The organism is Halomonas sp. 1513, from assembly GCA_001971685.1.
In the GTDB taxonomy this organism is placed as follows: Bacteria; Pseudomonadota; Gammaproteobacteria; order Pseudomonadales; family Halomonadaceae; genus Franzmannia.
This window is the reverse complement of record CP019326.1, coordinates 2931188-2952645: the sequence shown is the minus strand read 5'-3', so window position 1 is coordinate 2952645 and position 21458 is coordinate 2931188. Positions and strand designations below refer to the sequence as shown.

The window sequence follows — 21458 nt, the reverse complement described above, 5'->3', positions numbered from 1 at the left end:
ATAATGGAGTATGAATGTTGCAACACTGCGTCGCGACCGACGCAGGTCTGGAGAGTTCGATGCTGATATCCGATTCCATGCCCCTACTCTGGCTGATTTACGCGGTGCTGTCGCTGGTGGTACTGGCCACCGGCTACATGGCGGTCCGTTTCCTGCCGCGCCTACCCAGGCTGGTGATCGTCGGGACCGTGGCAGGCGCGCTGTGGATGCCGACGCGCTTTCGACTGCCGATGCTGGAGGAGGGCGAATTCTACACCGGTTTCGCCCCGGCCGTGGTCGTCGCCGGGATTACCTTTTTGCAGCGCGACGGCGGCACCATGACCACCGCGCTTATTCTGCTGGTGCTGGGCATTGGGCTTGGGGCGGTAGCAGGCGTGGCGCTGTGGCTGCTGGGCCGCGGCGGCGAGCCCGTCGAGGCGCGCAAGGCGCCCGCTGAACGCGCCGAGCGGCCACCCACCAGCGAGCGTCGGGAGCCGGTGATCGGCTAAGGAAGCGTCATGCGCGCTGTGTTGAAGCTGGGGTTGTGGTGGCTGCTGGCCGTGGCAATGCCGCTGATGGCACAGCCGACGGTGGAGTTTGCCACCGAAAGCGGCCAGCCGCCGCTGCTGCTGATCGAGCGCGGTGCCGAGCGTAGCGAGGCGGCAGATGTGAGGGTGGTCATCGATGTGTCGGGCAGCATGCGGCATAACGATCCCGACCAGTTGGCCGCCAGCGCCCTGGAGCTGCTGGTGGCGCTACTGCCCCGCGACATCCACGGCGGCATCTGGACCTTCGGCGAGTCGGTCGATAACCCGCTGCCCGTCGCCCCGGTCGATGCCGAGTGGCGCCGGGAGGCGCTGGCGCTGCGACCGGCGCTGGTCGACTATCAGCAGTTCACCGATATCGAGGCGGCGGTGCGCGAGGCCTCGGACGATGCCGGCAACGGTACCCGCCACCTGATCCTGCTGACCGATGGCATGATCGATCTGCCCGCCGCCGGCCAGGACAAGCAGGCCCGCGACGAGGCATCGCAGCGAAGGCTGAGCGACGAGCTGACCCCGCAGCTAGCTGAGGAGGGCGTGATCATCCACGCCGTCGCCTTCTCTCCCGAGGCCGACCTGCCGCTGGTCGAGCTGCTCGCGCAGCGCAGCGGAGGCCTGGCCGCCCTGGCCGAGTCTCCCGACGAGCTGCTGCGAGCGTTTCTGGATATCTTCGACCGTATCTTTCCCGGCGACCGGGTGCCGCTGGAAGAGGGGCGCTTCAATATCGACGACCAGGTCGAGTCGTTCTCGGCGCTGCTCTTCCACGACCCCGACTCACCGCCGCTGACCCTGATCGGCCCCGATGGCCAGCGCTACAGCCGCGACGACCATCCCGACGATATGCGCTGGCAGAGCGAGCCGCGCTTCGACCTGATCACGGTAACGTCACCCGCCGAGGGCGAGTGGCGCGTCGAGGGCCCGATCACGATCGACAGCCGCGTCAGCGTGGCCTCGACCCTGACGCTGCGCAGCGCGGAATTGCCGGCAACCCTCTATCAGGGGTTCGAGGTGCCGATCGAGGCCTGGCTCGACCTCGACGGCGAGGTGCTGGCCGCACCGGCCTGGCCCGACGACCTGCGCCTGCGCGCCGAGCTCCAGGACTTGATGGGAAACGTTCAGGCGGCGACCCGCCTGGCGGCCGACGATGAGCGTTTCCGCGGCGTGCTGCCGGCGCCGGCACTGACCGGCAATGCGCGGCTGGTGATCGACGCCCACAGCGTGCGCTTCCAGCGCCAGCGGGTGCAGGCGGTCAACGTGCTGCCGGCGATTGCCGCCGAGGTCGATGACGCGGTATCACGTGTCAGCCTGCGCGCCGAGCACCCGCAGCTCAACGTCGACAACACGCAGATTCGCGCCGAGCTGCAGGGCGAGGCGCTGGCGGTCGAGGCGCACAACGAGCGTCAGTGGCAGATCGCGCTCCCCGAGCTGCCCGACGACACCCGCTTGCCGCTGCTGCTCAGCGCCACGGTGACCCTCGACGATCAGCGCCTCGAGCTGAGCCTGCCGCGGCTGGTGCTCAACCCCCAGGCGCGCATCGGCGTCGATGCTGCCCAGTCCGACAGCGCCGCGCTGCAAGCCGAAACGCTCGAGGCGCTGCCCGCGGAGGAGCCCGAGCCGGCAACCGAGCCCGATCTGGTCGAGCGCCTGGTGAGTGCCATCAATCAGCTGCCGCGCCAGGCTCAGGCACTCTGGCGCGAGGCCGTGCCACGCCTCGAGCGGGCCGGTGAAGCGCTCGGCCTGGACGCCGACAGCAGCCTGCGCTGGGCAGCAGGGCTCGCCGCGGCACTGATCGCGCTGCTGGTGCTGGGCGGCTGGTCACGTACCCGGCGGCGGCCAACGCATCGAGAGGATCCGCATGTGTGAACTGTTGGGCATGAGTGCCAATGTCCCGACCGATATCTGCTTCAGCTTCACCGGCTTTCTGCATCGCGGGGGCGGCACTGGGCCGCACCGTGACGGCTGGGGAATCGCCTTCTACGAAGCCGGCGGCTACCGCGACTTCCGCGACCCCCACCCCTCGGTGGATTCGCCGATTGCACGCTTGATCTGCGACTACCCGATCAAGTCCCACGTGGTGATCAGCCATATCCGTCAGGCCAACGTCGGCCAGGTGCAGCTGGCCAATACGCACCCCTTCACCCGCGAGATGTGGGGGCGTCAGTGGTGCTATGCCCACAATGGCCAGCTCGAGGGCTGGCAGTCGCTGCCGCTGGCGGTGTATCGCCCGGTGGGCAGCACCGACAGCGAGCACGCCTTCTGCTTCCTGCTGGGTGAACTGCGCCGGCGCTTCGACGACCTGCCGGCGTCGCCCGAGGCGATCTGGTCCTGTCTGCACGAGCTCTGCGGGCGGCTGCGCGGCCTCGGCGTGTTCAACCTGCTGCTCTCCGACGGCGTCCATCTCTACGCCTACTGCTCCACCAAGCTGGCGCATATCACCCGGCGCGCGCCGTTCGGCAAGGCGCAGCTGTCGGATGCCGAGCTCAGCGTCGACTTCGTCGAACACACCACCGAGCACGACGTGGTCTCGGTGCTGGCCACCGAGCCGCTCACCGACAACGAGCAGTGGGTACGCATGCTGCCCGGCGAGCTGTTGGTGTGGCGCGATGGCGAGATCGTTGCCCGCTTCCTCGACAATGGCGAAACCGCCCAATAAACCATAGGCTTGGGGTAATGCTGGCCTAAAGTGGCATGGCATTTGACACCGCGACCTGTCATGTTCCAACGTTAGTTTCAAGCGATCGTTTGACGGACAACAAGAGTCGACAGGGTGTCGATCTATCTGAATAGCGGAGATTTGCCCATGAGCGAGCACGCCACTGCCCCGGTACTCAATGGCCCGGCCCTGGAAGGCCTCGACGACTACGCGTCGGTGATGGACGTCTTCAAGGTGTCGGCCAGCAAGTTCGCCGACAAGCCGGCCTTCACCTGCATGGGGCAGACGCTGACCTATGCCGAACTGGACAAGCAGTCCCAGGCCTTTGCCGCCTGGCTGCAGCATGAAACCAGCCTCGAGCCCGGCGATCGCATCGCCATCCAGTTGCCCAACGTGCTGCAGTTCCCGGTGGCGGTGTTCGGTGCCATGCGCGCCGGCCTGGTGGTGGTCAACACCAACCCGCTCTACACCGAGCGCGAGATGGCCCACCAGTTCAAGGATTCCGGCGCCAAGGCGATCCTGATCCTCGCCAACATGGCCGACAAGCTGGAGAAGGTGCTCGAGCGTACCGAGATCAAGCATGTGCTGGTCACCGAGCTTGGTGACATGCACGGCTTCCCCAAGCGTCTGCTGATCAACGCCGTGGTCAAGTACGTCAAGAAGATGGTGCCGGCCTACTCGCTGCCCACCGCGGTGGGCTTCCGCGACGTCCTGAGCAAGGGCGCGAGCCTCTCGCACAAGGACGTCGAGTGTACCCCCGACGACGTCGCCGCGCTGCAGTACACCGGTGGCACCACCGGCCTGGCCAAGGGCTCGATGCTGACCCACCGCAACCTGGTCGCCAACATGCTGCAGGCCCGCGCGGCGATCGGCCCGGCGCTCAAGGACGGCCAGGAGACGGTGATCGCGCCGCTGCCGGTCTACCACATCTACACCTTCACCGTGAACTGCCTGTTTCTGGTCGAGACCGGCAACCACTCGATTCTGATCACCAATCCTCGCGATCTCGACAACTTCGTCAAGGAGCTGAAGAGCATCAAGTTCAGCGGCTTCATCGGCCTCAATACCCTGTTCAATGCGCTGTGCAACCGCGACGACTTCAAGCAGCTCGATTTCTCGCGGCTCAAGCTCACGGTGTCGGGGGGCATGGCGCTGACCAAGGCCGCCGCCCAGCGCTGGGAAGAGGTCACCGGCTGTGCCATCGCCGAGGGCTACGGCATGACCGAGACCTCGCCGATCGTCACCTTCAATCCGGTCGATGCCATCCAGCTCGGCACCATCGGCAAGCCGGTGGCCGGTACCACGGTCAAGGTGATCGACGCCGACGGTCAGGCGCTGCCCTACGGTGAGGCCGGCGAGCTGTGCGTGCAGGGGCCGCAGGTCATGAAGGGCTACTGGAATCTGCCCGAGGAGACCGCCAAGGCGATGGACAGCGATGGCTGGATTCGCACCGGCGATATCGCCGTGCTGCAGGAGGATGGCTACGTCAAGATCGTCGATCGCAAGAAGGACATGATCATCGTCTCCGGCTTCAACGTCTATCCCAACGAGATCGAGGACGTGGTCGCGGGCCATCCGGACGTGCTCGAGGCCGCGGCGGTGGGGGTGCCCGACGAGGATGCCGGTGAGGCGATCAAGCTGTTCGTGGTGTCGCGCAACCAGGACCTCGACGGCGAGAGCCTGCGTCAGTGGTGCAAGAAGGAGCTCACCGGCTACAAGGTGCCCAAGTTCGTCGAGTTCCGCGATGAGCTGCCCAAGACCAACGTCGGCAAGGTACTGCGTCGCGAGCTGCGTGACCAGGAGACCGAGCAGAGCGCCTGATCGCCGCGAATGTCACTGCCTACGGCGAGGGACGCCGGGGATAGGCCGAAGAGGAGGTTTGCGCCATGGATGGCGCAAGGTAGCGCCCAGGGATGGGTTTACAGCGCCTCCTCGTAGGCCTATCGCCGGATCAGTCCCGAGCATTGCTGGATTGGTTCGGCGCCCTGAATTAGGCGCGGCCAGGCCCCAAGCGTTACACTATGCTGCCCGCTCCGGCACTGCCGGGGCGGGCAGTGTCATTTCAACCTGTGAGGCTGCCTTGAGCACCACCGCTTCCCGCTCCACTGCATCCCCCGACCTGACTCGTCTGCGCGACCTCGAGGCGCGGCTGGGTGACTGCCTGGGTGGCGACGCCGTGCGCCTGGGCAAGCGCCTGGCCGGGCTCGAGCGGCGCGCGCGGGACGGCAAGCCGGTGGATCGTGGCCTCGGCGAGGTCGAGCGGCTGATCGATGCCTCGGCGAGCAAGGTCGCCGCGCGGCGTGCCCAGCCGGTCACCCTACGCTACCCACCCGAGCTGCCGGTGGCCGAGCGCCGCGACGATATTCTCGCCGCGCTGCGCGAGCACCAGGTGGTGGTGGTGGCCGGCGAGACCGGCTCGGGCAAGACCACCCAGTTGCCCAAGCTGTGCCTGGAGCTGGGACTGGGACGGCGCGGGCTGATTGGCCACACCCAGCCGCGCCGGCTGGCGGCGCGCTCGGTAGCCACGCGCCTGGCCGAAGAGCTAGAGGTGCCGCTCGGCGAGCAGGTCGGCTACCAGGTGCGCTTCAGCGACCAGAGCAACGAGCGCACCCTGATCAAGCTGATGACCGACGGTATCCTGCTGGCCGAGACCCAGCACGATCCCGATCTGAGTCGCTATGAAGCGATCATCATCGACGAGGCCCACGAGCGCAGCCTCAACATCGACTTCCTGCTCGGCTACCTCAAGCGACTCACCGCGCGCCGTCCCGACCTCAAGATCATCATCACCTCGGCGACCATCGACGTCGAGCGCTTCGCCGCCCACTTCGGCGAGCCCGACCGCCCGGCGCCGGTGGTCCAGGTCTCGGGGCGTACCTACCCGGTGGAGCTGCACTACCGGCCGCTGGTGCGCGACGCCGACGACGAGGAGGACCGCACCCTGCAGGAGGGCATCCTGCAGGCGGTGGAGGAGATCGAGCAGATCGAGCGCGACAAGCGCTGGTGGCACGGCCCCCGCGACGTGCTGATCTTCCTGCCCGGCGAGCGCGAGATCCGCGAGACCGCCGACACCCTGCGCCGCGCCGACCTCAAGGGCACCGAGATACTGCCGCTCTATGCGCGGCTCTCCAACGCCGAGCAGAACCGCGTCTTCCAGCCCCACGCCGGACGCCGCATCGTGCTCTCGACCAACGTCGCCGAGACCTCGCTGACAGTGCCCGGGATCCGCTACGTGATCGACCCGGGGCTGGTGCGCATCAGCCGCTACAGCTACCGCTCCAAGGTCCAGCGCCTGCCGGTGGAGCCGGTCAGCCAGGCCAGCGCCGACCAGCGCAAGGGGCGCTGCGGGCGCATCGCCGAGGGCGTCTGCATCCGGCTCTACGCCGAGGAGGACTTCCTGGCGCGGCCGGCCTTCACCGAGCCCGAGATCCAGCGCACCAACCTCGCCTCGGTGATTCTCTCGATGCTGTCGCTGCGGCTCGGTGACATCGAGGCCTTCCCGTTCGTCGATGCGCCGGACGCGCGCTTCATCAAGGACGGCTTCCGGCTGCTGTTCGAACTGGGGGCGGTGGACGCGGCCCAGCGCCTGACCGCCACCGGCAAGCGCTTGGCGCGGCTGCCCATCGACCCGCGGCTGGCACGCATGGTGCTGGCCGGCGCCGAGCAGGGCGCGCTGCGCGAAGTGCTGATCGTGGTCTCGGCGCTGGCGGTGCAGGACCCCCGCGAGCGGCCGGCGGACAAGCGCCAGGCCGCCGACCAGGCCCACCGCCGCTGGCAGGACCCGGAGTCGGACTTCGTCGCCTGGCTCAACCTGTGGCACGGCTTCGAGGCGGCCCGCGACGAACTCTCCGGCAACCAGCTCAGGCGCTGGTGCCGCGACAACTACCTGAGCTACCTGCGCCTGCGCGAGTGGCACGACACCTTCCGCCAGCTGCGCCAGCTGCTGCGCGACATGGAGATCCAGGTGCCGCCGGCCGCGCCGCGCCGCGCCGATGACGACCCGGAACAGCGTGCCGAGGCGCGCCGCGAGAGCGCGGTCAAGCTGCATCAGTCGCTGCTCACCGGGCTGCTCTCCAACCTTGGCCAGCTCACCGAGAACCGCGAGTACCTCGGCGCGCGCAACCGCAAGTTCGTGATCCACCCAGGCTCCGGACTGGCCAAGAAGTCGCCCAAGTGGCTGATGGCCGGCGAACTGGTCGAGACCTCGCGGCTGTTCGCCCGCGAGGTGGCGCGCATCCAGCCGCAGTGGATCGAGCCGCTGGCCGGGCATCTGGTCAAGCGCAGCTACAGCGAGCCGCACTGGGAGATGAAGCGCGCCCAGGTGGTGGCCTTCGAGCAGGTAACGCTGTTCGGTCTGCCGATCGTCAACCGGCGCAAGGTGCACTACGGTCCGATCGCTCCCGGCGAGGCCCGCGAGATATTTATCCGCCGCGCGCTGGTGGAGGGCGAATTTCGCACCCGCGGCGAGTTCTTCGCCCACAACCGCGCGCTGATCGACGAGGTCGAAGACCTCGAGGACCGTGCCCGCAAGCGCGATATCCTGGTCGACGAGGAGGCGCTGTTCGACTTCTACGACCAGCGACTGCCGGCCGAGATCATCAACGGCAAGGGCTTCGAGGCGTGGCGCAAGCAGGCCGAGGCCGACGACCCGGCGATCCTCAAGTTCGACCGCGAGGCGCTGATGGCCCGCGATGCCGGCGACGTCACCGTCGAGCAGTACCCCGACGAGCTGCTGCTGGGCGGGGTGCGCTACCCGCTGGCCTACCACTTCCAGCCCGGCGCTGGCGACGACGGCGTGACCCTGACGGTGCCGGCAGCGATGCTGGCGCAGCTGCCGGCGGCACGCCTCGAGTGGCTGGTACCGGGCCTGCGGCGCGAGAAGTGCATTGCGCTGATGAAGTCGCTGCCCAAGGCGGTGCGCCGCCAGGTGGTGCCGATCCCCGACTGGGTGGACGCCGCCCTCGAGGCGCTGGTGCCCGACGACGTGCCGCTGGGCGCGGCGCTGGGCGAGTTCCTGCGCGTCAAGACCGGGCTGCGCCTGTCACCCGATGACTGGCGCTACGATCAGCTCGAGCCGCACCTGATCATGAACCTGCGCGTGGTCGACCACGACGGCCGGGTGTTGGGGGAGGGGCGTGACCTGGATGCGCTGATCGAACGCTTCAGCGAGGCGGCCAGCCAGGGCGCCCGCGCACTGGCCGACGCCGGCGGCGCCAGTGAAGCGGTCGAGTCGCTGCCCGAGCAACCACTACCGGCGTCGCGGGTCACCACCCAGGCGGGGATTCGCGTCGAGGCGTATCCGGCGCTGGTCGCCACGGGCGATACGCTGGCCGTGGAGCTGTTCGACCACCCCGACAAGGCCCTGGCCGCGCATCGCCGCGGGGTCGCTCAGCTGGCGATCCAGCGTCTGCCCGACCAGGCGCGGCATATCGCCCGTCTCAAGGGGCTCGAGCGCTGTGCGCTGCTGTTTGCCAAGGTCGGCAGCAAGCGCCAGCTGGTCGACGACGTGGTGTTCGCCAGCGTCGAGCAGGTGGTGGCGGTGGACCCGCTGCCGCGCTCGCGCAGCGACTTCGAGGCGCGCCTCGAGGCCAGCCGCGCCGAGCTGGTGCCCCACGCCGAGGCGCTGGTGGCGACCCTGGAGCAGGCACTCAAGGGCCATCTGGCGGTGACCAAGGCGCTCAAGGGCAACCTCAGCTTCGCTTTGGCGCTGGTCTACAGTGACCTCAAGGCGCAGATGCAGCGCCTGGTCTACCCCGGTTTCGTCAGCGACGCCGGGGCCTGGCTCGAGCACTATCCGCGCTATATGCAGGCCGCTGAGATTCGCCTCGAGAAGGCACCCCGCGAGCGCAACCGCGACCAGATGTTGATGCATGAAGTCCAGGACTTCGAGCGCCGCCTCGAGGAGCGCCGTGAAGCGACTCGTCGCGCCGGCGCCAGCGACCCTGACCTCGACGAGTTTGGCTGGTGGATAGAGGAGCTGCGCGTGTCGCTGTTCGCCCAGCAGCTCGGCACCCTGATGCCGGTATCCACCAAGCGCCTGGCGCGGCGCTGGGCCGAGATCACCGGCCGACACCATTAACCATTACAGGGCGATGGCAGTAGTCTCTAAGCCGTCGCCAGGAGATATGTCATGACCTCAGCCGTGATCACCGGCAGCGGCCTTTTCACCCCCAGCCAGGCGATCGACAACGATGCCCTGGTGGCGGCCTTCAATCGCTGGGTGGACGCCGAGAACGCGCTACATGCCGAGGCCATTGCCGCCGGCGAGCGCGAGCCGCTGCAGCACTCGAGCAGCGAATTCATCGTCAAGGCCTCGGGGATCCACAGCCGCTATGTGCTCGACGCCGAGGGCATCCTCGACCCCGAGCGGATGCGTCCCAGGCTGCCTCAGCGCGGCAACGACGAGCCCTCCATCCAGTGCGAGATGGGTCTTTCCGCCGCGCAGCAGGCGCTCGACGCCGCCGGCGTCGAAGCCGCCGAGATCGACCTGCTGATCGTTGCCTGCTCCAATCTCGAGCGGCCTTACCCGGCAGTGGCGGTGGAGCTGCAGGCGGCGCTGGGCAGCGGCGGCTACGCCTTCGACATGAACGTGGCCTGCAGCTCGGCGACCTTCGCCATCGACATGGCCAATAACGCCATCCGTGCCGGCAGCATCCGTCGCGCGCTGGTGGTCAATCCCGAGATCTGCTCGGCGCACCTCAACTTCCGCGATCGCGACAGCCACTTCATCTTCGGCGATGCCTGCACCGCGGTGGTGGTCGAGTCCGCCGAGGTGGCGCGCAGCGAGCGGCGCTTCGAGATCCTCGGCACGCGGCTGACCACGCGCTTCTCCAATGCGATTCGCAACAATGCCGGCTTCCTCAACCGGGTCACCGACAGCGACCCGCAGGCACTGGACAAGCTGTTCATCCAGGAGGGGCGGCGAGTGTTCAAGGAGGTCTGCCCGATGGTGGCAGCGCTGATCAGCGAGCACCTCGAGAGCCTGGGGCTGGCCGGCACCACCCCGGCCAGGCTTTGGCTGCACCAGGCCAACCGGCATATGAATGACCTGATCGCGCGGCGCGTGCTGGGCCGCGAGCCCAGCGAGACCGAGGCGCCGGTGATCCTCGATCGCTACGCCAATACCAGCTCGGCCGGCTCGATCATCGCCTTCCATCTGCATCGCGACGACCTGCAGGCCGGTGAGCTGGGGGTGGTGTGTTCGTTCGGGGCCGGCTACAGTGCCGGCAGCGTGGTGGTACGCAGGCTGTAATCAACCATCTACAATATAGCGGTAACCACAGGGTGACATGATGCAAGGCAAGGGACGCGGGTGGGGAAACGAGCTGGCAGCCAGCATGCGCCTGGCAACGGTGCTGATGCTGGCGCTGGTACTGGCCGGCTGTGCAGGCGCTCAGACCATCGAGGAGCGCAACCCGGATGACCCCTGGGAGGGCTTCAATCGCCGGGTGTTCGTGTTCAACGATGCCCTCGACCGCACCGTGCTGCGCCCCGTGGCGCGGGGGTACGACACCGTGACCCCGCAGCCGGTACAGACCGGCGTCAGCAACTTCTTCTCCAACCTCGGCGAGCCGCGCACCGCGCTCAACAGCCTGCTGCAGGGCAAGCCGGGCAATGCCGGCATCGCTGCAACGCGCTTCTTGATCAATACCACGGTAGGTATCGGCGGGCTGTGGGATTTTGCGACGCACATGGAGATCACCGGGCGCGACGAGGACTTCGGACAGACCCTGGCCGTGTGGGGATGGGAGGAGTCGCGTTACTTAATGCTGCCTTTGCTGGGCCCGAGCACGCTGCGCGATGCCGGTGGTCTGCCAGCGGATATGCTGACCTACCCGCTCTACTACCTGGATGATGCAGAACTCGAAATTGCGCTGACGGCGCTGCGGGTCGTTGATATGCGTGCTGGCCTGCTGGACCTCGAGGAGATGATTCGCGGCGACCGCTACAGCTTCATCCGCGACTCCTACCTGCAGCAGCGCCGCTTCGAGATCAGCGACGGGGAGTTGGGTGATGATCCCTTCGCCAGCGACGACTTCGATTTCGACTTCGATGATGACGACTTCGCCGATGACGACTTCGCCGACTGAAGGTGGTGTATGGCCAGTGAAAAGCGCTTGATTGGCGTCATCGACCGTCCAGGGGCGGAGCGTGATGCGCTGGCCGACATGATTGCCAAGGGGCACTTTGCGGTCGTTGCCGTCGCCGACCCGGAGGAGCTCCCCGACCATACCCTGCTGGCGGTAGCGCATGTGCGCGCCGTGCCACCCACCCAGTGGGCGGCGCTCTCGGTGCGTCTGCCGACGCTGGTGGTCAGCGACGAGCGGTTGGACGCCGAATTGATCAAGGCGGTGGATGTCGGCCTGGTCGACTACATCGTCGAGCCGCTGCGGCATGGCGACGTGCTGCGGAGGATGATCGACAAGGTGATCGACAACCACCGTCTGGCGCGGGAGCATGAGCGCGACCGCCTGCGGCTCGCCGATCTCAATGAACACCTCGAGACGCACCTGGCAATGCTGCGTCTCGACCAGCAGGCCGGTGGTCATATTCAGCGCAAGCTGCTGCCGCATCGCCCGCTGACCCTCAATGGCGTCAGCTGCGACTACTGGCTGGCGCCATCGCTCTACCTGTCCGGCGACTTCCTGGACTTCCATCGCTTCGACGAGCGCTACAGCGTGTTCTACTTTGCCGATGTCTCGGGGCACGGCGCTTCCTCGGCGTTCGTCACGGTGCTGCTCAAGTACCTCTGCAATCACTGGTTGGCGGAGTGGGATGGTGACAACCCGGAGCAGCTGCCGGCGCGCTGGTTGAGGGCGCTCAACAGCGAGTTGCTGGATGCCGGCATCGGCAAGCATGCGACCCTGTTCGTCGGGGTGATTGACCGCCAGCGTCGCTACCTGCACTATTCTCTCGGTGCCCAGTTGCCGATGCCGATGCTGGTCAGCGGCGGTCGGCTGCGTCTGCTCGACGGCGAAGGCATGCCGGTGGGCTTGTTTCCGGGCGTGGAATACCCCACGCTAGGTTGCGAGCTCGCACAGAACTTCCGACTCTGGTTATGTTCGGATGGGGTATTGGAGTGCTTGCCCGGTGACGGGCTCGATAGTCGGCTCAAGGAACTCGAGCGTCTGGTGCAGACCAGTGATGATGTGGCTGCACTGAGGGGGAAGCTGTCGCTGGGTGACGTGCCGGAAAACGACGACGATGCCGTTGACGGGCGTGCCCCGGGTCATGATGAGCTTCCGGATGACCTGACGATCATGACGTTGAGCGGATTTGACGATGATGATGCATGAGGGGCGACTGAAGGCGGCGTTCGATTCCGGTGTCTTCGTGCTCAAGCTATGTGGTGATGTGCGCCTGACGCTATGTGCAACCCTGGACGATCAAGTCCAGCGGCTGGCAGAGACACCTGGGCTCAAGGCGGTGATGATCGACCTGCGCGATACCAGCAACGTCGATTCTACCGCGCTGGGCTTTCTCGCCAAGGTGGCCATGGCGGTGCAGGGCAAGGTCGAACAACCACCGACGATTGTCGCCGACCATCCCGACGTGCAGCGCATGCTCGATGTGATGGGCTTCTCCCACTATTTTACTTTGGTCGAGGCGCCGCTCAGCGAGCCGCGTGAGCTCGACGAGTTGCCGCAGATCGAGGCCGACGAGGCCGATCTCCAGCAGCGTATCCTCGAGGCGCACCGTATCCTGATGCGCATGAACGAGCACAATCGCTCGGAATTCCAGCCGCTGGTGGAGCTACTCGAAGCCCAGCAGCTAGAGCGCGACACCGAGCCGCTCAAGTGAGCGGCTCGAGGCGCGGCGTCTCAGCAGCGTAGCTCACCCAGCAGTTTCTCCAGCTTGCGCTGGTCATCCATGAACTTGCGGATCCCCTCGGCCAGCTTCTCGGTGGCCATGGCGTCTTCGTTCATGGCCCAGCGGAACTCCGCCTCGTCGTGGGGCTCGGGGGCCGAGGTCTCGGCATCGAGGGGCACCAGCCGGCGGCTCAGCGGCCCGCGGTCGGCGGCCAGCTCCTCGAGCAGCTTGGGCGAGATGGTCAGCCGGTCGCAGCCCGCCAGGGCTTCGATCTCGCCGCTGTTGCGAAAGCTGGCGCCCATCACGATGGTCTTGTAGCCGTGACCCTTGTAGTGCTCATAGATCGCCTTGACCGAGCGTACCCCGGGGTCGTTGTCACCGCTGAAGTCGGCGTCCGGCTGCTGGGCCTTGTGCCAGTCGAGGATACGACCGACGAACGGCGAGATCAGCGTGACCCCGGCATCGGCGCAGGCCTGGGCCTGGGTAAAGCTGAACAGCAGGGTCAGGTTGGTATGGATGCCGTCGCGCTCCAGCTGCTCGGCGGCGCGGATGCCTTCCCAGGTGGAGGCGACCTTGATCAGGATCCGCTCACGGCCGACGCCGTATTTCGCATAGCGCTCGATCAGCGAGTGGGCGCGATCCAGGGTGGCATCGGTGTCGAAGGAGAGCCGCGCGCTGACCTCGGTGGAGACGTAGCCCGGCACCAGGGCGCTGATTTCGCTGCCAATTTCCACCGCCACGGCGTCCAGGGCGTCATCGATATCGACGCTCTGGCGGGCCAGTTCGGCCAGCCGGGCGCGGCGCTCGGGCTGCTGGGCAGCCTGCAGAATCAGCGACGGGTTGGTGGTGGCATCGGTAGGGCTGAAGCGGCGAATCGCTTCGATATCGCCGCTATCGGCGACGACCGTGGTCATGCTCTTTAGCTGTGACAGTTTATCCTGATCCATGGGCCTGATTCCTGTGCGTGATGAAAGCCGTTGCCGCTACTCTACCAACCGTGCCGCCGCTGCGCCTAGCCGAATGAAGTGCTAAGCTTAGCCTCCTATCTTTTTTACCCTGGCGGGCTGTGCGGCTTGCCTGCATCAGGAGGCACTGTGACGCTCGATGCTCGTCGCGTGGCGCTGCTGGTGGCGGCGAATACCGCGCTGGCCCCATTTGCCATTGACGCCTATCTGCCGGCGATGTCGCGGCTGGCGGCGTCGGTGGGGGCCAGCATTCACCGTACCGAACTGTCGATCAGCGTGTTCCTGTTCGGCTTTGCGTTTGGCCAGTTGGTGTTTGGGCCGCTCTCCGACCGCCTGGGTCGCAAGCCGGTGCTGATCGGCGGTCTGGTGGTATTCATGCTGGCCAGCCTGATGATCACCAGCGTGGGGTCGCTCTCTGAACTGCTGGTCTGGCGTTTCGTTCAGGCGCTGGGCGGCGGCGCCTGCGTGGTCAACTCGGCGGCCATCGTGCGCGACTGCTTCAGCGGCCGCCAGGCGGCCAGCGTGATGTCGACCATGGCGATGATCATGATGCTGGCGCCGCTGGTGGCACCGGTGGTGGGCAGTGGGCTGCTGTATCTCGCCGACTGGTGGCTGATCTTCGTGTTCCTGGCGGCCTACGCGGCGTTTCTGATCTGGCTGCTCAGCACTCAGCTACCCGAGACCCGCGATCCCAGTCTACCGGCGGCCAGCCCGCGCCAGGTGCTGGCCAACTATGCCAGCGTGCTGCGTCATCGCCAGGGCATGGGCTATATCTGTGCGGTGGCGGCCTCGTTTGCCGGGCTGTTCGCCTTCGTGACCTTCTCGCCGTTTCTGTATCTCGAGTACTTTGGCCTGTCGCCGGCGATGTACCCGCTGGTGTTCGGTGTCAACGTGGTGGTGATCGCGCTCTCCAACTGGGTCAATATCCGCCTGCTGCGCGGCAAGCGCACCCCGCAGCAGAACATGTACCTGGGCCTGGGCATTCAGCTGGGCGCGGCCACCGCGCTGGTCGCGGTCACCGTGTTGGGGCTCGATTCGCTGTATACCCTGGTGCCGCTGATCATGATCTATGCCGGCATGGTCGGGCTGATCACCCCCAATGCCATGTCGTCGCTGCTCGACCACTTCGGCCATATCAGCGCCACGGCGACCGCGGTGATGGGCGGCATCAAGTTCGGTGCCGCGGGTCTCGCCGGGGTGATGGTCAGCGCCTTCGAGATCGAGAACCTGTGGCCGATGGTGCTGACCATGCTCGGGGTGTCGATCTTCGGCAATGTCGCGCTGCGCTGGCTGGTGGGAGGCCGCGCGGATGCCTGAGGGGCTGTTCGCCGTCCTCGACGTGGCGCCGCTGGTGTGGGTCGGCTGCGGCCTCACGCTGCTGGTGGGGGCCTTCGTGCAGCGTGCCACCGGCTTTGGCCTGGCCGTGATCGGTGCGCCGCTGCTGCTGATGCTGGAGCCGCGGCTGGTACCGGTGATCCTGGTGCTGTTTGGCTTCACGGTGTCGCTGATGATGGTCGGCAAGTATCGCCACGAGGTGCGCGTGACCTTCATCGGCACCGCGCTGGTGGGGCGGGTGCCGGGCACGCTGCTGGGTATCTGGCTACTGCTGGCGGCACCGCTGGCGCTGCTCGAGAACGCCATTGCGCTGATCGTGCTCAGCGCGGTGGCGGTCAGCCTGCTCAAGATCAGCCTGCCGGTCAATCGCGTGAGCCTGTTCGTGGCCGGGGTGCTGTCGGGCATCTTCGGCACCGTCTCGGCGATCGGCGGGCCGCCCATCGCCATGTTGATGCACCGCCTGCCGCCGGACAGCGCGCGCGGCAATCTCGCCGCCTACTTCATCTGCAGCTCGCTGATGACGCTGCTGGCCCTGGCGCTGGCCGGGCAGATTCGTGCCTGGCATCTGCTGCTCGCCGTCAGCCTGTTCCCCTGGCTGCTGGTCGGCAACGCCCTGGCCAATACCTGCGCCCACCGCTTCGACCGCCGGGCGCTGACCTGGTCGTCGATGGCGCTCTCCACCCTGGCGGCGCTGGGCCTGCTGCTCTAGCCGCTGTCACAAAAGCTTCATTGAAAAAGGCGCCGACGCGGCGCGAGTGTCACGTGAGTGTCATGCGGGATTTCTATAGTGCGCTTGCACATCGGTCATGCAGGGCATGGCTGGATAAGGCCACCGGGCCAACTTCGCTGCGCATATCTGGAGATCAACATGAAACTCAAGGTTCTGGCTGCTGCCGTCATCGGCGCCTCCTTAATCTCGACCCACGCCATGGCAGATGTCGATCCCGAACTGCCCGAGTACGAAACCGTCAGCGGTATCTCCGGCAACATGATCAGTATCGGTTCCGATACCCTGAACAACCTGATGACGCTGTGGGCCGAAGAGTTCGCTAGCTTCTATCCCAACGTCAACATCCAGATCCAGGGCGCCGGCTCCGGCACCGCGCCGACCGCGCTGACCGAGGGCACCGCCCAGTTCGGTCCGATGAGCCGCGAGATGCGCTCTTCCGAGATCCAGGAGTTCGAAGAGCGCTTTGGCTATCCGCCGACCATGGTGCCGGTGGCCATCGACGCCCTGGCGGTCTACGTCAACCAGGACAACCCCATCGAGAGCCTGACCATCCCGCAGATCGACGCGATCTTCTCCGATACCCGCCGCTGCGGCTACGACGAGGACATCACGCGCTGGGGCCAGCTGGGGCTGGACGGCAACTGGGAGAACCGCGATTTCACCCTCTATAGCCGCAATGCCGTTTCCGGCACCTACGGCTTCTTCGCCGAGAATGCCCTGTGCGGCGGCGACTTCAAGGCCTCGATCAACGAGCAGCCGGGCTCCGCCTCGGTGGTGCAGGGCGTCAGCGAGTCGGTCAACGGCATCGGCTACTCCGGCATCGGCTACATCACCTCCCAGGTGCGTGCCGTGCCGGTAGCACGTGACGAGGGTGAAGAAGCCTATAGCGTGGACAACGAGAACTACCCGCTGGCGCGCTATCTGATGGTCTACGTCAACAAGCACCCCAACGAGGACCTGGATCCGCAGCAGGCCGAGTTCCTGCGCATGATCCTGTCGCGTCAGGGCCAGGAAGTCACCCATCGTGACGGCTACATCCCGCTGCCCGAGGCGGTGGCCAGCCGCGTGCGCGGTGAGCTGGGCCTCGACTGATCCGAATGATTCAGCTGGCCATACAAGGGGCGCTTCGGCGCCCCTTTCGCATGCATGAGGGGCCGCGCTGTCACGGATCTGTCATCTATGCCCCTTACGCTTGCCCTACCTTTTCGCACTCGCCGGGACTGCCAATCCATCATGAATGACATTTCCCAGTCACCATCACGCCGCCAGATCGCCCCGGGCGGGCGGCGCTCGCTGCTGCCCTCACCCGAGCAGCGCGAGCGGCAGCGCAAGCGGCGCGCCTTCAAGGATCACTTGTCACGCTACGGCATCGGCATTGCCGGGGTCGGCGTGGTCGCCGCCCTGGCGATGATCTTCGTTTACCTGTTCTCCGAAGTGGCGCCGCTGTTCCGTTCCGCCACGGTCGACCCCCAGGCCAGCTACAGCGTGCCGGGTGTCGAAGCAGACGACGAACTGGTGCACCTGAGCCTGGAGCGCTACAACCAGCTGGGTACCAGCTTCTCCCAGCTTGGTAACGTCACCTTCTTCGAGACCGAGGACGGTGCCATCCGCACCCAGTTCGCGCTGCCGATCCCGGAGCAGGCGACCACCACGGCGGTGGCCACCGCCGTCGCCAATGCCAATGCGGTGGCCTACGGCTTCGATAACGGCCAGGTGTCGCTCGGGGTACTGGAGTACGAACTCTCCTATCCCGATAACCTGCGCCATATCGAGCCCGACCTGGCGCTGCCGCTGGGCGATGAGCCGATCACCCTCGACGAGCAGGGGCGTGCCATCGAGGTGCTCGGCGTGCAGGTCAGCGATCGCGGCACCTACATTGCCGCGGCCACCGAGGACGGCGAGCTGCTGCTGGCTTCGTTCGAGCGGCGCGAGAACCTGATGACCGGCGAGGTCAGTATCGAGCAGGACACGGTCACGCTGCCGGCCTTCGACGGCGAGCCGCGCCAGATCCTCATCGACGGCCGCTTCCGCCATCTCTACGTGGGCGATGACGCTGGCCGGGTCCACCACTACGACATCGGCAACCTCGACAGCGTCGACTACCTGGGTGCCGTGCAGGTCACCGACCAGGGCCAGGTCACCAAGATGGCCTATCTCAACGGCACGGTGTCGATCATTGCCGGGACCAGCGACGGCCAGGTGCGTCAATATTTTCCGGTGCGCCAGAGCGGCGGGCAGCACAGCCTCGAGCACATCCGCGACTTCGCCCGCTACCAGGGCGCCATTACCCATATCGAGCCGGAGTACAACCGCCACGGATTTCTGGTCGGCGACGACCAGGGCTACCTCGGTATCCACCACACCACCGCCGGGCAGGATGTCTTTCAGGCCCGCATGACCGAGGGGCCGCTGAGCCGGGTCGCGGTTTCACCGGTCAACACCATGGCGCTGATCGTCGATGACCAACGCCAGCTGCAGCGCGCCGAGGTGCAGAATCGCCACCCGGACATCTCGCTGTCGTCGCTGTGGGGCAAGGTCTGGTACGAGGGACGCAGCGAGCCGCGCTATATCTGGCAGTCGACCGCCTCCACCGATGCCTTCGAGCCCAAGATGAGCCTGATGCCGCTCACCGTCGGCACCCTCAAGGCGGCCTTCTACGCCATGCTGTTCGCCACCCCGCTGGCGCTGATGGGAGCGGTGTATACCGCCTACTTCATGACCCCCAAGCTGCGCGGCAAGGTCAAGCCGACCATCGAGATCATGGAGGCGCTGCCGACGGTGATCCTCGGCTTCCTCGCCGGTCTGTGGCTGGCGCCCTTCATCGAGGGCAGCCTGCCCGCGGTGTTCAGCGTGCTGCTGCTGATGCCGCTGGCGATGCTGGCCTTCGCCTACGCCTGGAGCCGACTGCCGGAGGGTATTCGTCGGCTGGCGCCGGAGGGCTGGGAAGCGGCGCTGCTGGTGCCGGTGATCCTGCTGGTGGGCTGGTTCTGCGTGGCGATGAGCCCGCACCTGGAGATCTGGCTGTTCGACGGCAACATGCGCCAGTGGTTGACCGACATCGGCATCGTCTACGACCAGCGCAACGCCCTGGTGGTAGGCATCGCCATGGGCTTTGCGGTGATCCCGACGATCTTCTCGATCGCAGAGGACGCGGTATTCAACGTACCGCGTCACCTGACCCAGGGCTCGCTGGCGCTGGGTGCCACCCGCTGGCAGACGGTGCTGGGCGTGGTGCTGCCCACCGCCAGCCCCGGGATGTTCTCGGCGGTGATGATGGGCTTCGGCCGTGCGGTGGGCGAGACCATGATCGTGCTGATGGCCACCGGCAACAGCCCGATCATGAACTTCAATATCTTCGAGGGCATGCGCACCCTGTCGGCGAATATCGCTGTCGAGCTGACCGAAACCGCGGTGGGCTCGAGCCACTTCCGGGTGCTGTTCCTCGCCGCCCTGGTCCTGCTGGCCATGACCTTCGTGGTCAACACCCTGGCCGAGATCATTCGCCAGCGCCTGCGCAAGCGCTACAGCAGCCTCTAAGGAAACGCTGAATAAATTGGCGAGCGGAATGAAGCACAAGGCGCACGGAGCACAGAAACCGGAGCCTATGGGGTATAGGTGAGGATTTCGAGCACCGCGCAACGCAGTGATTCGCACGCGCAGACATTTATGCAGTGTTTCCCTAATCCCGGGAGTCAATGATGAAACAATGGTACAAGAGCGGCGCCCCCTGGATCTGGCTGAATGCCGGCGCTGTCGCGATCTCCGTGATCATGGTCGTGGGCCTGATTGGCCTGATCGCCGTGCGCGGCCTCAGCCACTTCTGGCCGGCCGAGATCGTCGAGTTTCAGGTCGGTGACCCTGAGCTGGGGTTGGGCCAGATGGTGGTCGGCGAGCACGTGCGCTCCCAGACCATTCCGGTACAGGTGGCGCGGGATGCCGGTATCACCGTGCCGCCGGAACTGGGCGAGGGCGACCTGGTGACTCGCCACCTGATCAAGCAGGGCAATCGCGACGTCACCGGACGCGACTTTGCCTGGTATCCCGAACTGCAGATGAGCGAATGGCAGACGCCCCCCGACGCCATGGTGCTGGAGCGTCGCGAGTGGGGGGACTTCTTCGGCTATCCGCTGCGCCTCCTCGAAGATGGCGAGGTGGTCGCCGAGGGGGAGGGGCTGTGGGACGCGCTGCAGGAACGCATCGCCCGCGGCAATGACCTGTTTCGCGAGATCCGTCGCATCGAGCGCCGCGACGTGGGGCTGATCAGCGAGCGCATGGAGGAGCTGCGCCTGCAGCAGCGCGGCCTGCAGCGTGATCCGGATATCGCGCCGGAGGCACTCGCCGATGCGCTGGAGCGCATCGAGAGCGAAGGCGCCTCGCTGCAGGCGGAGTTCCAGGTGTTGCGCGAGGAGCTCGATGTACTGCGACAGGCGAGCCGCCGGGACGTGCTGGTGGCCAGCGTGGCCGGTGGCGAGGAGGTCGAGATCAATGTCGGCGAGATCGTGCGCGCGGTGCAGCCCAACAGCCTTAGCCCTGGCGCCAAGGCGGCGGCCTATGTGCAGCAGTTCTGGGCCTTCGTCAGCGGTGAGCCCCGCGAGGCGAATACCGCCGGCGGCATCTTCCCGGCGATCTTCGGCACCGTGACCATGGTGCTGCTGATGTCGCTGCTCGTCAGTCCCTTCGGCGTACTGGCGGCCATCTACCTGCGCGAGTACGCCAAGCAGGGGCCGCTACTCAAGTTGATCCGGATCTCGGTCTACAACCTCGCCGGGGTGCCCTCCATCGTCTACGGGGTGTTCGGCCTGGGCTTCTTCGTCTACACCCTGGGCGGCTCCCTCGATGAGCTGTTCTATTCCGACCGCCTGCCGTCGCCCACCTTCGGCTCGCCGGCGCTGATCTGGGCCTCGCTGACCCTGGCGCTGCTGACCCTGCCGGTGGTGATCGTCTCCACCGAGGAGGGCCTGGCGCGGATTCCCTCCTCGGTGCGCCAGGGCAGCCTGGCGCTGGGGGCGACCAAGTCCGAGACGCTGTGGAAGGTGGTGGTACCGCTGGCCACCCCGGCGATGATGACCGGCATGATCCTGGCCATCGCCCGGGCGGCGGGCGAGGTGGCGCCGCTGATGCTGGTGGGCGTGGTCAAGCTGGCGCCGACGCTGCCGGTGGATGGCAGCTTCCCCTTCGTGCACCTGGATCGCCAGATCATGCACCTGGGCTTCCATATCTACGACGTCGGCTTCCAGAGCCCCAACGTCGAAGCCGCGCGGCCGCTGGTCTATGCCACGGCACTGGTGCTGGTGATCCTGATCATCGTGCTCAACATGACCGCCATCAGCATCCGTAACCGGCTGCGCGAACGCTACCGCGCCGCGTCCGATTGACGCCAACCCGACTGCATGGCGGCGGCCTGGGCCGTCGCCACGATACTCAAGAGGCGAGAGATGACTACC

Annotated in this window: 15 protein-coding genes; 14 read left to right on the top strand and 1 reads right to left on the bottom strand. The window is 66.5% G+C overall.

Annotated elements, in window-relative coordinates; genetic code table 11:
- Positions 1 to 59: 59 nt before the first annotated feature.
- The 9 genes from BWR19_13435 (at position 60) to BWR19_13395 (ending at position 12975) form a co-directional block, all read left to right on the top strand.
- Positions 60 to 488 (top strand): hypothetical protein, encoded by a 429-nt coding sequence (locus BWR19_13435; GenBank protein APX93858.1) that lies wholly within the window; start codon positions 60 to 62, stop codon positions 486 to 488.
- Positions 489 to 497: 9 nt separating this feature from the next.
- On the top strand, positions 498 to 2384 hold the full coding sequence (locus BWR19_13430) for a hypothetical protein (protein ID APX93857.1): 1887 nt from the start codon (positions 498 to 500) through the stop codon (positions 2382 to 2384).
- Positions 2377 to 3174 carry a class II glutamine amidotransferase gene (locus BWR19_13425; protein APX93856.1) on the top strand — a complete coding sequence of 266 codons (798 nt, stop codon included), beginning with the start codon at positions 2377 to 2379 and terminating at the stop codon, positions 3172 to 3174. Before BWR19_13430 ends, BWR19_13425 begins: the two co-directional genes overlap by 8 nt.
- Before the next feature lie 147 nt (positions 3175 to 3321).
- The gene (locus tag BWR19_13420) at positions 3322 to 4995 is read left to right on the top strand and encodes a long-chain fatty acid--CoA ligase (GenBank protein APX93855.1); all 1674 of its coding nucleotides are present in this window, start codon (positions 3322 to 3324) and stop codon (positions 4993 to 4995) included.
- 259 nt (positions 4996 to 5254) lie between these two features.
- On the top strand, positions 5255 to 9253 hold the full coding sequence (locus BWR19_13415) for an ATP-dependent RNA helicase HrpA (protein APX93854.1): 3999 nt from the start codon (positions 5255 to 5257) through the stop codon (positions 9251 to 9253).
- 51 nt (positions 9254 to 9304) lie between these two features.
- Positions 9305 to 10426, top strand: a complete 1122-nt coding sequence (locus tag BWR19_13410) for a beta-ketoacyl-ACP synthase III (protein ID APX93853.1) — start codon at positions 9305 to 9307, stop codon at positions 10424 to 10426.
- Positions 10427 to 10511: 85 nt separating this feature from the next.
- Positions 10512 to 11264 (top strand): ABC transporter, encoded by a 753-nt coding sequence (locus tag BWR19_13405; GenBank protein ID APX93852.1) that lies wholly within the window; start codon positions 10512 to 10514, stop codon positions 11262 to 11264.
- A 9-nt stretch (positions 11265 to 11273) separates the two neighbouring features.
- The gene (locus BWR19_13400) at positions 11274 to 12470 is read left to right on the top strand and encodes a serine/threonine protein phosphatase (protein ID APX93851.1); all 1197 of its coding nucleotides are present in this window, start codon (positions 11274 to 11276) and stop codon (positions 12468 to 12470) included.
- Positions 12457 to 12975 carry an anti-anti-sigma factor gene (locus BWR19_13395; protein APX93850.1) on the top strand — a complete coding sequence of 173 codons (519 nt, stop codon included), beginning with the start codon at positions 12457 to 12459 and terminating at the stop codon, positions 12973 to 12975. The genes BWR19_13400 and BWR19_13395 overlap by 14 nt, the downstream gene beginning before the upstream one ends.
- Before the next feature lie 20 nt (positions 12976 to 12995).
- On the opposite strand, the gene BWR19_13390 is transcribed toward BWR19_13395, so the two are convergent.
- Complete coding sequence (locus BWR19_13390) at positions 12996 to 13931, bottom strand: transaldolase (protein ID APX93849.1); 936 nt, start codon at positions 13929 to 13931, stop codon at positions 12996 to 12998.
- Between the two features lie 147 nt (positions 13932 to 14078).
- On the opposite strand from BWR19_13390, the gene BWR19_13385 reads away from it, so the two are divergent.
- The 5 genes from BWR19_13385 (at position 14079) to BWR19_13365 (ending at position 21389) form a co-directional block, all read left to right on the top strand.
- A complete protein-coding gene (locus BWR19_13385) occupies positions 14079 to 15266 on the top strand; it encodes a Bcr/CflA family drug resistance efflux transporter (protein ID APX93848.1) in 1188 nt (395 codons plus the stop codon).
- Positions 15259 to 15993, top strand: a complete 735-nt coding sequence (locus BWR19_13380; GenBank protein ID APX93847.1) for a hypothetical protein — start codon at positions 15259 to 15261, stop codon at positions 15991 to 15993. The genes BWR19_13385 and BWR19_13380 overlap by 8 nt, the downstream gene beginning before the upstream one ends.
- Positions 15994 to 16152: 159 nt before the next feature.
- The gene (locus BWR19_13375; protein APX93846.1) at positions 16153 to 17106 is read left to right on the top strand and encodes a phosphate-binding protein; all 954 of its coding nucleotides are present in this window, start codon (positions 16153 to 16155) and stop codon (positions 17104 to 17106) included.
- Between the two features lie 201 nt (positions 17107 to 17307).
- Entirely contained in the window at positions 17308 to 19551 is a 2244-nt protein-coding gene (locus tag BWR19_13370) for a phosphate ABC transporter permease (GenBank protein APX95028.1), read from the top strand.
- 161 nt (positions 19552 to 19712) lie between these two features.
- The gene (locus tag BWR19_13365; protein APX93845.1) at positions 19713 to 21389 is read left to right on the top strand and encodes a phosphate ABC transporter, permease protein PstA; all 1677 of its coding nucleotides are present in this window, start codon (positions 19713 to 19715) and stop codon (positions 21387 to 21389) included.
- Positions 21390 to 21458 lie beyond the last annotated feature (69 nt).